Here is a 13,185-nt window from a genome sequence, read left to right as displayed (position 1 = left end):
CTTGCCTCTTCCGGAAAACCCTCTGTTTTCCTTCATCATCCGCAGCGGACCACCGTATTCCACACAACAGCATTTATTTTAGCATATTTGTTTCATCGTTTGCAACTATAAATCTTTCAGTTTTGCTGCTGGCCCCTCGTTTGAAAGAAACAGCAAAGGCTCGTTCTCCTAAATAGATCCCTGCCACTCCGAAAAATAGGCTGACCCCATTGTAAAAAACTTCTTGCCAAAATCGGAATTGACGTTAAAATAAATTTATCATTAAAATAATTTTAACGTTAATGAAAATTGAATGGAGATGTCCTTTCATGAGCGAAACCGTATTGCTGCAGCAAAATCAAGGTGTACGTCGGCTGGTGAAACACAAATTGTATCTATTGATGATTACCGCCAAAATTATTTCACGCTTCGGAGATTCCGTGGATTCCATCGCCTACAGCTGGATGGTCTACCTGCTTACCGGCTCGGAGCTGTTAATGGGAACGCTGTACGCCATTAACTTCGTTCCAGGCATCGCTTTCAGTATGTTTACCGGCGTCCTGGTCGACCGCTGGTCCAAGAGAAAGGTCGTGATCGTGACGAATGCCGGCCGGGGCATCACGGTAACCGCGACGGCGCTGCTCTATTTCATAGGAGACTTGCAGCCGTGGCACTTGTTTATTTTTACGTTCATCAACTCTACGCTCGAATGCTTCTCCACGCCGGCGGAGATGTCCCTCGTTCCCCGCATTCTGCCCAAGGAGCTGCTGCTCAGCGGCAATTCGCTGACTTCGTCTGCCTCCCGTACGGCAGAGCTTGCCGGTCTGGCCGCAGCCGGCGGCCTGATCGCCATGCTCGGCATTTCCGGAGCGATGCTGATCGACGCCCTGTCCTTTCTGCTGGCTGCCATGTTGTACGTCTGGATCCGAATCGACCGGGATCGCGGGCAGGATGACGATGACGACGCAGGTCTGATGCAGGTGGAGGATAGTCCATCCTACTGGAGCCAGTTTAAAACCGGCTTGAAGTTCGTTAAAGGCCACAAGCTGATGATGATGACCATGCTTTCGGCCGCGTTCGTGAATCTGTGCCTCACGCCCAAAAACGTGCTTGAACCCGTTTATGTCAAACAAATACTGCACTCAGGCCCGTACGGCCTCAGTTTGATCGGCATCACCCTGATAACCGGCATGATTATCAGTGGTCTGTGGATTAGCCAGAAGGGTTCCACCTATCGCAAAAGCAGTCTGATCGTGTTTGGATTTTTGCTGCTTGGGGTTACGTACAGTCTTCTCTACGTCCCCGCCCTTCTAAGGGAATATCCGCTCTATGCTGCGGCCGCCTTTTGCTTTGGCATGGGATTCGCCATTTCGTTTATCAATACGCCGGTGTCCACCTATATGATGGAAGTCACCCCTAAAGCGATGCTTGGCCGGGTCGGGGCGCTGTCGAGCACGATCTGCACCTGTGCCATTCCGGTCGGAAGCCTGCTGGCCGGTTGGGCCGGAGCCTTTGTCGGGGTCCATGTGCTGTACCTCGTGTTTGGACTGCTGATGCTGATACCCGGAGCCTATTTGTGGAGCCAAAAAGGATTTATGAAAATCTAGGGGGAAGGAAACGTTTTGTGCTCTGGAGCCGTCTGGGCTTATAATGAGGGTAAACGATCCGGAAAACAAGATACGGGAAATGTTGAGGTGCATACATTGGAGACAAAAGAACTGAGCACGATCGAGGAGATCCGGATTTATTCCGATCCTTACCGTTTGAAAATATTAAGCTGCTTTCAGAAAGCCGACCAGCCCATTACGGTCAAGGATGTCGCCGACAAGCTCGGTGAGGTTCCGGCCAAGGTTTATTACCACGCTAAGAAGCTGGAGAGCATCGGACTGATCGTCCTAGTGAATACTAAGCAGATCAACGGGATCACGGCCAAATACTATCAGGCCTTCAAAGGCTCCGTACGGATTAAACGCAGCAAGGACATCGATGAGGCGGCCCAGAAAATTTTCCGTTCCGAAACGCAAAAGCTGCTGGAGGATTTGTATGAGGAGAGCAAGAAGAAGTTTCTGAAGGCCCAGAACCAGGAGGAGCCAGCCGGGAACCTGTCCCACTCCGAGATCTATTTGACAGAAGAGGAAGCCAAAGCGTTTTTTGAGCAATTGACGGAGTTTGTGGAAAAGCACACCGAGCGCCAGCACCCGGAGCAGAAGCTGTACGACGTATTTACCACGATTGCCAAACTGGACGAATAGCCGCCTATACACCGCAGCCAAAACTAGCCCCCGGCTACTTTACCGGGGGCTAGTTTTCTCCGAGCTGCAAAAAAGGCCGTAACGCTACTTCGCAGCTCTGCCCAACCGTTGGGGATTACAGGAGATGCCTAGCGGCATGCTCATCTTCCTGGGCCACGTACAAGTCGTATTGCGTCATTCCCCTGCCTGTAAAGGTGTCCCGGCCGGTCGGCTGGCTGACGATGCGCGAGCGGTGGCGGATCCCTCCGTTCAGCAGTCTGGACTTGGCCCTTGCATAGCTGTCTGCGTCGAAAGATGTGAAGATCAGGATCCGCTCCTTGGGAAAAAAGAACCGCCAAATCGCTTTTGCCGGATTCATGCATCATCCTCCTTCTTCGGGTGAGCTACATCAGTGTTTTTTTGCCGATATGATATCCTTTCCAGGTCCGAAATCCAAGCTTGGCATAAAAATCCACATATTCCGTCCAATCGATAACCAGGTGCTTCACACCTCTGGCCGTCAGCTCCACGACCCCGTCCTGAACGATCGCCAGCCCGTAGCCTTTTCCGCGGAACCGGTCGTCCACGCCCAGCGGCCCGATGCCGCCAAGCGGTTCACTGAACAGAGGCGCCCAATAAGTATTCTGGGCAATCAGCGGAGACTCGCCGTCGTTCACGCGGCAAAAGCCGATCATTTCGTCCTTCAGGAACAGGCCGACGAACTCGCGTCCCTGCCCTCCCCGTTCCCAATAGCACTGCGCCTCGTAATACCAGCGTCCCGGAAAGCACCGCTTGAAGAAACGGAGCATCTCTTCGCGGTCTCCCGGAACAAGCAGGCGTGCGAAGGCGCCATCCCGATACTCGGGCCGCTGCAGGCTACCGCCCGAGGTTTCGTTCACCAGGTCGAACACCTCGTACAGGTATTCGTACCCGCGGCGCGCAAACCATGACTTAACCTCCGGCAGTGCGAGCGGCACCCCGGGAAAATAGTGCCACGGGTCACGCCCGATGCTTGCCGATACCGCTCCGACTTCTCTTAAGGCATTCTCTGCATGACTGAGCAGCCCTGACCCTATGCCCTGACCTTGAGCATCGCGGCGGACGACGATGGCCTGAATCCATCCGCCGCCGTCACCCAGCTGCATTTCGCGCGCCGGCTCCTGCCACTTCTTGGCGATCACGAACCCAAGCAGACGGCCCTCCCCGTCAACGGCCAGCCCGGAAGCGGGGCCATACACGTTCACATCTTCAAAAGTATTTTGCTTCATCAGTTCCCTGCGCATCGGAAAATGGCCGCCTAGTTCCCCATTCCAAAGGTCACACATCGCGTCAAGCCATTCGGCATTCATCGGAATGATCTTCATCATAACTCCTCCTTCTACAGTGGATAGTACGTGCAAACGAATACTGCTTGAATCATGTCCATCGAGATGCTTCATAAAAGATCGATACGTTTAGCCGCTGCTTTTCTTGCGGAATAAGGGTTTTAGCAAAGGAATCATACTTTTCTATTAAAATATTATTACATAATAATTATATTTATTGTGTTATAAAATTTCAATCCAGAATATTTAGGTATCACTTTCCTTGATGATGTGAGCTTCCTATGGAATTCATCAGGTTGCGGTCGATCCATGCCATTCCTTTTTAGAGGCTAATAAAAAAATCGCCGGACCCGAGCTGATAGCTCTTGATCCGGCGATTTCATTCCATATCATCCTTTTCAGGACTCCTTTTTCAGGAGATCGTTATACTCTTTTCAGGAAATCAACGATGGTCAGCAGGCCAAGATCGAAGTTTTCCAGGTTAAAGTGCTCATTAGGCGCATGCAGGTTTTCGTCGGGAAGGCCAAAGCCCATGCATACGACCGGAGCGGCCAGTACACGGGAGAACGTCTCCACGATCGGGATGGAGCCCCCGTCTCTCGTAAATACGGGACGCGTTCCGTATACCTCCTCGTAGGCTTCCGCCGCCTTTTGCAGAATCGGCGTGGACGGATCGATCGTAAACGCATTGCCCTTCTCCAGTTGGATGACGATTGCTTTGGCGCCCGTCGGTACGTGGCTGTAGATATGCTTTTCGATTTTGTTCAAGATGTCCTGCGGATCCTGATGGCCCACCAGACGGCATGTAATCTTCGCATGGGCTTCCTTCGGGATGACCGTTTTGCTGCCTTCGCCCTGGAATCCTCCATAGACGCCGTTCAGCTCAAGGGTCGGACGGGCGCCCGTCCTTTCGGCAAACGTGTATCCCTCTTCCCCGTACAGCTCGTCAAGCCCAAGATCTTGCTTCAGCTTGTTCTCGTCTCCGGACTGCTTCGCAAACTCGGCATGATCCGCCTCCGTAAGCTCCGGAACGCCTTCATAGAAGCCTTCCACAGCTACGCGGCCCTTGGCATCATGCAGGGAATCGAGCAGACTGACCATCGCATGCAGCGCATTCGGTACGCCGCCGCCGTAGCTGCCGGAGTGCAAATCCGTATTGGCTGTATGGACATGAACTTCCAGCGAGCACAGACCACGAAGCCCGGTGCAGATCGCCGGTTTTCCTTTTTCCAGCAGGGACGTATCCGAGATCAGAACCGCATCGGCTTTCAGCAGCTCCTGCTGTGCCTCCAGGAACTTCGGAAGGTTTGGGCTTCCGACCTCCTCCTCGCCCTCCACGCAAAACTTGATGTTGACCGGAAGCTGCTTCTCCTGCTGAAGAATCGCTTCCACCGCCTTAATATGTAAAAAGATCTGTCCTTTATCGTCCGTTGCCCCTCTGGCGTACAGCTTGCCGTCGCGTTCGGCCGGCTCGAATGGCGGTGTATCCCACAAGTTCAGCGGGTCTACCGGTTGTACGTCATAGTGCCCATAGACGAGAACCGTCGGCTGTCCCGGTGCATGCAGATGATCCGCATAGACGATCGGGTGGCCGCTTGTCTCATGGATCTTCACGTTTTCAAGGCCTGCCTTTTTGAGCGTATCCGCCAGCCATTCCGCCGCCCGCTTGACGTCCGGCTTATGCTCGGACAATGCGGAAATGCTCGGAATGGACAACCATTCCTTCAGTTCGTTCAAATGCTGGTCACGGTGAGTTTGAAAATAAGCTTTATAATCCATAATATCCTCCTGTCATGTTCAAATTTACTGGGGGTGCTCGTGTTCTTGAGGCTCAAAATAACAGACAACCTTATTCCAGACTAACGCATCTGACGCTAAAAAACCACTCCCTTGCATAACCCAGGGGCCGTGGTTTTACAGCTCAGTTATTGAAGTCCGCTATCGGTATCTTTCAGCCTGCGGAGCTTATCCAGCGTCTTGCGGTCACGTTCGGTTAGCTCCACCTTATCCAGCAGGTCCGGCCGCCGCTCCAGCGTCCGCTTTAGCGCCTGCTCCCGGCGCCAAGCCTCGATGTTCGCGTGGTGGCCGCTTAGCAGCATATCCGGCACCTTCCAGCCCCGAAACTCCACCGGGCGGGTATAATGCGGATACTCCAGCAGCCCGGTGCTGAAGGAGTCCGTCACTGCCGACGTTTCATTGCCCAGCACGCCGGGCAGCAGCCGGGAGACCGCATCGATCACGACCGCCGCCGGTAGCTCGCCCCCGGTCAGGACATAGTCGCCGATCGACAGTTCATCGGTGATGAGGTGCTCGCGAATCCGCTCGTCATATCCTTCATAATGGCCGCAAATGAAAATTAAATGCTCTTCCTTCGCGAGTTCCTCCGCTTTTTTCTGGGAAAAGGTTTCCCCCTGCGGGCACATCAGGATAACTCTTGGCTTGGCCTGATGTCCCGCTTTCCCCAGCAGATCCTCGACAGCCGCAAAGATCGGCTCCGGCTTCAGAACCATGCCTCCGCCTCCGCCATAAGGCGTATCGTCGACCGTACCGTGCTTATTCCCGGAATAATCCCGGAAATTGACGGTATGAAGCGAGATGATTCCTTTCTCCTGGGCCTTGCCGAGAATGCTTGTCCGGAAAACCCCATCCAGCATTTCCGGGAACAGGGTCAGCACATCCACTCTCATTAGTCCAGCAATCCTTCCATAATATGAACGAGTATTTTTTGGTTCGGAATGTCTACGTCCAGGACGACATCATCAATGACGGGGATGAGGATGCTCTTGCCGCCCTTTGGCTGAACCACCCATACGTCGTTCGCGCCTGGCGTCAAAATTTCCGATACGACCCCAAGCTCCTTGTCTTCATCGGTCACGACGCTGCAGCCGATAATTTCGTGGAAATAATACTCGTCTTCCGGCAGCTCCACGAGATGCTCCTTACCGACCTTCAGCATACTGCCCTTAAATTTCTCTACATCATTTATATTGTCGTAGCCGTCCAATTTGATGATGTACATATTTTTATGAAGGCGGGAAGAATGGATGGTCACGTCGACCGGCTTGCCCCCGTCCTCCGGAACGATCATGAGCTCGCTCCCCTTGGCGAAACGGACCTCGGGAAAATCCGTGTATGACAACACTTTGATTTCTCCCTTGATGCCATGGGTGTTGACGATTTTGCCAACCTTATAAAGTGTTTCCGGCATGTTCTCCTCCTGGCTTCGTGGCGCCATCGCATCGGCGCGCTTGTATTGCACGGATCTATTATTTAATCTTCAGCATGTACGAAAAAGGGCTAGGACATGCATCCTAACCCCCTTTCGTATATCTTTAAGATATGATATCCACGGTCACGCGTTTATCCATTTTGACTGCTGCAGAAGTCACGACTGTTCGAAGCGCCTTGGCGATCCGGCCCTGCTTGCCGATGACCTTCCCCACATCCTCAGGATGCACGGTCAGTTCATAGACAATCAGGTGATCCTTCTCCACCGTCTTCACAGCCACCTCTTCAGGATGATCCACCAAAGCCTTAGCAATAACACCAACTAATTCTTCCATAGATAACCCTCACGATCAGTCATTATTTCTGCTGCTTGAGCTCATGGAACTTCTTCATCACTCCTGCTTTGCTCAGCAGGTTGCGGACTGTGTCGGATGCTTGCGCACCGTTTTGCAGCCACGCCAGTGCTTTATCTTCATCGATTCTTACGTCAGCCGGTTGGTTGACCGGATTGTAGTAACCGATTTCTTCGATAAAACGGCCGTCACGCGGGGAACGGGAATCCGATACCACGATACGGTAGAAAGGAGCTTTATGAGCACCCATGCGTTTCAGACGAATACGTACTGCCACGAAATTCACCTCCTTCAACATAATAAGTGTGGGGGACAGCCCCACCGCCCTAGCAATAGAGGCGGCTGTCTATATAGAAATGCAGTGATTAACGGAAAGGAAACTTCATGCCGCCTTTGCCGGCCAATCCTTTCAGCTGCTTTAAAGCCTTGCCCTTCGGACCCTTCGGTCCCATCATATCCGAGAACTGCTTCATCATCCGGCGCATCTCGTCAAACTGCTTGATCAGCCGGTTGACCTCGGCGAGCGATGTGCCGCTGCCGGTCGCAATCCGCTTGCGGCGGTTGTGGTTGATGATATCCGGATTCTGTTTCTCTGCCTTCGTCATCGAAAAGACGATCGCCTCAATGCGGCCCATCTGCTTCTCGTCGACCTTCAGATCTTTGGTCTGCTTCAGCTTGCCCATCCCCGGGATCATGTCCATGATCTGGTCGATCGGGCCGAGCTTCTTCACCTGCTCCATCTGCTCCAGGAAATCGTCGAACGTAAACTCGGCGTTACGCATTTTACGTTCCATTTCCTTGGCTTTATCCGTGTCGATATTCGACTGGGCTTTCTCGATCAGCGAGAGCATGTCGCCCATGCCGAGAATCCGGGAAGCCATCCGCTCCGGATGGAACGGCTCCAGCGCGTCGATCTTCTCGCCGAGCGCCGCAAATTTGATCGGACAGCCGGTTACGGCCTTAACGGACAGCGCGGCACCGCCGCGGGTATCGCCGTCGAGCTTGGTCAGCACGACGCCCGTCAGGTCCAGCTGCTTGTTGAAGTGATCCGCAACGTTGACGGCATCCTGACCGGTCATCGCGTCCACGACCAGCAGCACCTCGTCCGGCTTGACCTCGCTGTGGATTTGGCGCAGCTCTTCCATCAGCTCCTCATCGATATGCAGGCGGCCCGCCGTATCGATGATCAGATAATCGTTCCCGTTATCCTTGGCATGCTGATAAGCCTGCTTCGCGATTTCCACCGGGCTTGTCTTGTCGCCGAGCGTGAATACCGGAACGCCGATCTGGTCACCCAGCACCTGAAGCTGCTTGATTGCCGCAGGTCGGTATATATCGCCGGCAGCCATCAGCGGACGATGGTTCTGCTTCTGCAGCATCTTCGCCAGCTTGCCGGAGGTCGTCGTCTTACCGGCCCCTTGCAAGCCTACCATCATAATGACGGTTGGAGGCTTGTTCGCCTTCGCCAGCTTCGCCTGGCTTCCGCCCATGAGCTCAGTCAGTTCTTTATTTACGATGTCAATGATGACCATGCCCGGCGTGAAGCTCTCCATCACTTCGGTACCGACGGCCTTCTCTTTCACCTTGGCGACGAAATCCTTGACGACTTTAAAGTTAACGTCAGCTTCCAGGAGCGCAAGACGCACCTCGCGCATCGCTTCGTTAACGTCATCCTCGGACACCTTGCCTTTGCCGCGCAGCTTGCTGAACACGTTCTGCAGTCGGCTCGTCAATCCTTCAAATGCCATGAACCGCCACCTCCTTCTAACGCTTTATTCCAATTGCTGCAATTGATTTATGATTTGATATATTCTCATTTTATCGGATTCAGACATGCTGCTGGACTCCGTAATGCGCTGCAGCCGCTCAAGCTCGTGGTTGCGCTGCTCATGCTTCTGCAGCAGTCCCAGCTTCTCTTCGTACATGTCCAGCACCTGCTCAGCCCGCTTGATATGCTCGTAAACGGCCTGACGGCTGATGTCGAACTCGGCTGCAATCTCCCCAAGGGAGAAATCGTCATGAAAATAATATTTAAGGAACGTCTGCTGCTTCTCGGTCAGCAGCTGTTCGTAGAAATCAAACAAAAGGTTAATTCGATTCGTCTTCTCGAGCCGGTTCTCCTGACTCACTGAGGGACACTCCCTTCGTCAAGGAAAAACACTTTACAGTTCTTTAACGTTCCTTATCATACAGAAAACAAAGAAGGATGTCAAGCAAATATCCTTGTCATCTTTAAAGTTTCTTGTTTCGATCTTTTACGACCAAGGAAGCAAATAGATCAGCACCGCAAAGAAATGCATTACGCTCCCGCCCAGCACGAACAAATGCCAGATCGCATGGTGATACGGAAAGCCCCTCCACACGTAAAAAACGGTGCCGAGCGTGTACAGGATCCCGCCGGCTGCCAGCAGCCAGATGCCTCCGGAAGCCACCGCGGCCGTCAGCGGCCCCCAGGCAACCACGACCAGCCACCCCATTATAATGTAGAAAATCGTGGACATGAACAGAAACCGCTTCGTAAAAAACGCCTTGAACACGCAGCCGAGCAGCGCAATCCCCCATACGATAGCGAACAGCGACCACCCGAGCGGTCCCCGGATCGCAACCAGCATAAACGGCGTATACGAGCCTGCGATAAACAAGTAAATCGAGGAATGGTCAAAAATTTCGAACAGATCCTTGACCTTCCCCTCCTTAAAGCTGTGTACCAAGGTGGAGTTGATGTACAAAATCAGCATCGTCGTCCCGTAGATCGAAAAGCTGGCGATGTGCCACGCCGTCCCCTTCATGGTGGAAAATACGATCAGCAGCACCAATGCGGCAACGCTGAGAAGCGCCCCGATGCCGTGGGTAATGGCGTTCGCCACTTCTTCCTTCCGGGTGTAAGTGTGTGTATTAGCCATAAACAACCCTTTCATCAATCCTTTTATTTTCACCATTATAACCTCCAGGCTGCCCGCATTTCCACTTTACCTAGGCTTATCCAATGGCGGGGCTCATGATGGACTGGCATGCTTTCCGTGACGGCCGGGCTCTTTTCCCATTTCGGCTGCAATTGGTCCTTTCATCCAATTCTATAAAGCTATCAAAGCATATATTGTAAGCGGCTGGTTGAAAGGAGGTATGTAAACTATGGCAATCATTATTTATCCGAAAACGATGAACTGGAAGTACATGAAACAGCGGCCGCAGCAGCTCATGACGCAGCTCGGGGCCAGGGGCCACCTCGTATTCTTTGAAAATCTGGCGCCGCTGGACCGTGAATTCATAGAAGTGGAGCCGAATGTGTTTTTGTTCACCGACCATCACGTATTTATGAGGAAGCTGAAGAAGCTTCGCGAAGACCATGCGATCGTAGGCTGGACCACCTGGGCCAAGCAGCGCACACGTCTGACTTCTCTCTACCGTCCGGATGCCATCATCTATGATTGCTGTGATGAGTTTCCGCACTGGGCCAAGTATGAAGTCAAGATGGTGGATGCTTCCGACCATTTGGTCTGCACGGCCGAATCCATCCGAATGCGCCTGCACCTGGCCTATCCTGATAAACCGGTCACGCTGATCCCGAACGGAGCCGATTCGTCGTTCTTCGATCCTGCCCCATCCGAACGCCCTCATGATCTGCCGCAAGGGAAAGTCGCCGCCTATATCGGCGCCTGGGCCTACTGGCTTGATCACGATCTGTTCGCAAAAATGGCGTCGCACTACCCGGACGTGCATTTCGTGTCCATCGGCGCCGCCTACGGCGATATCCCCGACTACGCGAAGCTTCCGAACGTTCACGTGCTGGGCGAGAAGCCTCACACCGAGCTCAAAAAATACCTTCAGCATATTGACGTCGCGTTAATCCCGTTTCAGTATCACCCCATTACCCTGGCAACTAATCCTGTAAAAGCTTATGAATATATGGCATCAGGTGTGCCTGTACTGTCGACGGCGCTTCCGGAATGTATTCGCATGGAACCTCATGTGACCACGGCGACCACACACGGCGATTTTATCGCCAAGCTGGGCCGGATACTGGCTGAGTCCGATTCCCGTGAACAGCGGCAGGCACGGATCGAATATGCGCGGAGCAACCGCTGGGAAGACCGGGGCGAAGCTGCACACCGGGTTATCATGGACACCCTCCGGAGCAAGAGCGAGCAGAAGTCTTAATGAAAGGAGGCGTTACCATTGAACATTGGAGTATGCGGTTATTACGGCATGGGCAACTTCGGTGACGATCTGTTTCTGAGAACGCTGCAGCAGGTATTCGATGGCCATATCGTATACCCGTGGACCAGCCGTCTCGATCCGGCCCAAACCGACCGCGTCATTATCGGGGGCGGGGACTTGATCACGCCGTATTCGTTTAACCCTTATTATTTTCCGGATGCGCTCAAGAACCACCCGAAATGGCTGTACGGCGTCGGCATCGTGGACAACTACCCCGAATCCAGCTGGCCCGCGGATCAGGTCGCGAAATACAGGGCATATATCAGCACAGCGCAAATGGCCGTATTCCGGGACAGCCGTTCGGCCGATATTGCCCAAAGAGCCGGCTTCCATCAGCATGTTCAGCAGGCTCACGACATTGTATTTGCCTACAGACAGCCTGACTACCCAGTCAAACGATTCTCCAGCCGGCCGACCATCGGCCTGTGCCTGTTTGCTTACCCCTCGTTCCCGTTTGAAAATATGCTGCAGCTGTCGCTCCACCTGATCCGGCAGGGCTGCCACCTTGTATTTATACCTGTGATCAACCACCCCACCAATATTTACTCGGACCTTACAGTCTGCCAGCAAATGCTCTCCCGGATCAAGGAGGCCCTTCCGGGGGCATCCGCCGAAACGCTGCCCATGCTGATGGAATTAGATTTGACGTACAGCTATATCCAGTCGGTCGATTATTTGATCACCTACAAGCTTCACCCCGCCCTGGCTGCCCTGCGCGCCGGAAAACCGGTATTCGCCCTGAGCCAGATGCGCAAGGTTGAGAGCCTGCTGGATGCGTTCGGGATGAAACAGTACTACTGCGATTACAAGCTGCCTTACGAAGACCTGCAAAACAGGGTCGACGCGTTTCTGGAGGAAAGCCCAAAAGAAATAAAGCTGCGGGAAAAAGCGATCCGCCGTGCGGAGCGTGAAAGCCTGCATCAGCTGCGTCGGCTTAAGGAAGAAATCGAGTCTTACCGATAATGTTCCCTTACGGGAAAGCAACTGCCATGTCACTAAAGGAGGAGAATGAAGCCATGACGTTTTTCTGGAATCATAAGCATTGGAAAATCCGGATCAGACAGCTGCATGATCAGATCCTGCATCTGAGCCATGAGCTGCATCAGGTGAAGGATGACGTGCATCAGATTGAAGCGAAGCTGAATGAGCACTTGTGGGAATGGAAAGAGCTCAAGGAGGAAATCAGACGGCTGGCCCGGCGGATCGAGGAGCTGGAGTCGCTGGCGGACCGCGTTGCGAGATTGGAAGAGGAAGTCATGACGGGCATCACGGGCAATCCCGAGCTGCACGCCTACTTCGCCGGCAAGATCGGCAGCGAGGTCCGGGTGGATACGGCCAGCGCAACCCTGCAGGGCGTCGTACTGACGGTAGCCGAAGATGCGGTCGAACTCCGCGAAAGCGGCGGCGACCTGCTGATCGTTCCGTTCAGCCGGATTACTTCGGTCCAGTAATCAAAGACAATCAATTCAATTCGAAAGGAGAACGACCATGGATTTCAAAGAATTGGTTCGCGGCTTCACAGGCTCGGAAGTAGAAGTGATGACGCCCGGGGATATGATCACCGGCACGCTCATTTCGGTCAACGACGCTTCGCTGATGCTGAAGGTTCCGCCGGTTATGTACGGCCCACCGGGCGATGTGGCCATCGTGCCGCTGCGGTCGGTCGAGTTTGTCAGAGTACTGACGGATTAACGCGGATGACGGACCGCGGTTTTTGACGGCGGTCCTCAGACCGGTCGATCCAAGTGAATGTTCACAGTCAGACCGCAAAGACGTTTAGTTATTTGTGATAGAAGCAAAAGATACAAAGGATACAATAGATACGTTCAAAAACCAAAGGCATGTGTTTGT

Annotated in this window: 16 protein-coding genes; 6 read left to right on the top strand and 10 right to left on the bottom strand. The window is 53.3% G+C overall.

What is annotated here, in order from left to right:
- Positions 1–308: 308 nt before the first annotated feature.
- Both FHS19_RS02410 and FHS19_RS02405 read left to right on the top strand, forming a co-directional pair.
- A complete protein-coding gene (locus FHS19_RS02410) occupies positions 309–1,586 on the top strand; it encodes an MFS transporter (protein ID WP_183578106.1) in 1,278 nt (425 codons plus the stop codon).
- Positions 1,587–1,682: 96 nt separating this feature from the next.
- Positions 1,683–2,231, top strand: coding sequence for an ArsR/SmtB family transcription factor (locus tag FHS19_RS02405; RefSeq protein WP_183578103.1), 549 nt, complete (start codon positions 1,683–1,685; stop codon positions 2,229–2,231).
- A gap of 115 nt (positions 2,232–2,346) precedes the next feature.
- Here the strand turns inward: FHS19_RS02405 and FHS19_RS02400 are convergent, their stop codons facing one another.
- The 10 genes from FHS19_RS02400 to trhA all read right to left on the bottom strand — a co-directional run bounded on the left by FHS19_RS02400 (position 2,347) and on the right by trhA (position 10,019).
- On the bottom strand, positions 2,347–2,589 hold the full coding sequence (locus FHS19_RS02400) for a hypothetical protein (protein WP_183578100.1): 243 nt from the start codon (positions 2,587–2,589) through the stop codon (positions 2,347–2,349).
- 25 nt (positions 2,590–2,614) lie between these two features.
- Positions 2,615–3,574 (bottom strand): GNAT family N-acetyltransferase, encoded by a 960-nt coding sequence (locus tag FHS19_RS02395; protein ID WP_183581353.1) that lies wholly within the window; start codon positions 3,572–3,574, stop codon positions 2,615–2,617.
- Positions 3,575–3,958: 384 nt separating this feature from the next.
- Positions 3,959–5,314 carry a dipeptidase gene (locus FHS19_RS02390; protein ID WP_183578097.1) on the bottom strand — a complete coding sequence of 452 codons (1,356 nt, stop codon included), beginning with the start codon at positions 5,312–5,314 and terminating at the stop codon, positions 3,959–3,961.
- A 146-nt stretch (positions 5,315–5,460) separates the two neighbouring features.
- The gene (gene trmD, locus FHS19_RS02385) at positions 5,461–6,222 is read right to left on the bottom strand and encodes a tRNA (guanosine(37)-N1)-methyltransferase TrmD (protein ID WP_183578094.1); all 762 of its coding nucleotides are present in this window, start codon (positions 6,220–6,222) and stop codon (positions 5,461–5,463) included.
- A complete protein-coding gene (gene rimM, locus FHS19_RS02380; RefSeq protein WP_183578091.1) occupies positions 6,222–6,743 on the bottom strand; it encodes a ribosome maturation factor RimM in 522 nt (173 codons plus the stop codon). Before rimM ends, trmD begins: the two co-directional genes overlap by 1 nt.
- Positions 6,744–6,867: 124 nt before the next feature.
- A complete protein-coding gene (locus tag FHS19_RS02375; RefSeq protein ID WP_076168224.1) occupies positions 6,868–7,098 on the bottom strand; it encodes a KH domain-containing protein in 231 nt (76 codons plus the stop codon).
- Positions 7,099–7,120: 22 nt separating this feature from the next.
- A complete protein-coding gene (gene rpsP / locus FHS19_RS02370; RefSeq protein ID WP_105443645.1) occupies positions 7,121–7,393 on the bottom strand; it encodes a 30S ribosomal protein S16 in 273 nt (90 codons plus the stop codon).
- Positions 7,394–7,481: 88 nt separating this feature from the next.
- On the bottom strand, positions 7,482–8,864 hold the full coding sequence (gene ffh / locus FHS19_RS02365; RefSeq protein ID WP_183578088.1) for a signal recognition particle protein: 1,383 nt from the start codon (positions 8,862–8,864) through the stop codon (positions 7,482–7,484).
- Between the two features lie 24 nt (positions 8,865–8,888).
- The gene (locus FHS19_RS02360) at positions 8,889–9,245 is read right to left on the bottom strand and encodes a putative DNA-binding protein (RefSeq protein ID WP_183578085.1); all 357 of its coding nucleotides are present in this window, start codon (positions 9,243–9,245) and stop codon (positions 8,889–8,891) included.
- Positions 9,246–9,371: 126 nt separating this feature from the next.
- Complete coding sequence (gene trhA, locus FHS19_RS02355) at positions 9,372–10,019, bottom strand: PAQR family membrane homeostasis protein TrhA (protein WP_183581351.1); 648 nt, start codon at positions 10,017–10,019, stop codon at positions 9,372–9,374.
- A gap of 229 nt (positions 10,020–10,248) precedes the next feature.
- Between trhA and FHS19_RS02350 the strand changes: the two genes are divergently transcribed.
- From FHS19_RS02350 to FHS19_RS02335, 4 genes are read left to right on the top strand one after another with little or no spacing between them, the layout of a single operon-like run.
- Positions 10,249–11,274 (top strand): glycosyltransferase, encoded by a 1,026-nt coding sequence (locus FHS19_RS02350; protein ID WP_183578082.1) that lies wholly within the window; start codon positions 10,249–10,251, stop codon positions 11,272–11,274.
- A gap of 18 nt (positions 11,275–11,292) precedes the next feature.
- Positions 11,293–12,297 (top strand): polysaccharide pyruvyl transferase family protein, encoded by a 1,005-nt coding sequence (locus FHS19_RS02345; protein ID WP_183578079.1) that lies wholly within the window; start codon positions 11,293–11,295, stop codon positions 12,295–12,297.
- 53 nt (positions 12,298–12,350) lie between these two features.
- Complete coding sequence (locus FHS19_RS02340; protein WP_183578077.1) at positions 12,351–12,785, top strand: phage major capsid protein; 435 nt, start codon at positions 12,351–12,353, stop codon at positions 12,783–12,785.
- 37 nt (positions 12,786–12,822) lie between these two features.
- Complete coding sequence (locus FHS19_RS02335) at positions 12,823–13,026, top strand: hypothetical protein (protein WP_116231273.1); 204 nt, start codon at positions 12,823–12,825, stop codon at positions 13,024–13,026.
- The last annotated feature ends 159 nt before the right edge of the window (positions 13,027–13,185 follow it).

This window comes from Paenibacillus rhizosphaerae, from assembly GCF_014192015.1.
Lineage (GTDB): Bacteria > Bacillota > Bacilli > Paenibacillales > Paenibacillaceae > Paenibacillus_AQ > Paenibacillus_AQ rhizosphaerae.
Note: the sequence above shows the minus strand (reverse complement) of the source record. Positions and strands in the feature narration are given on the sequence as shown.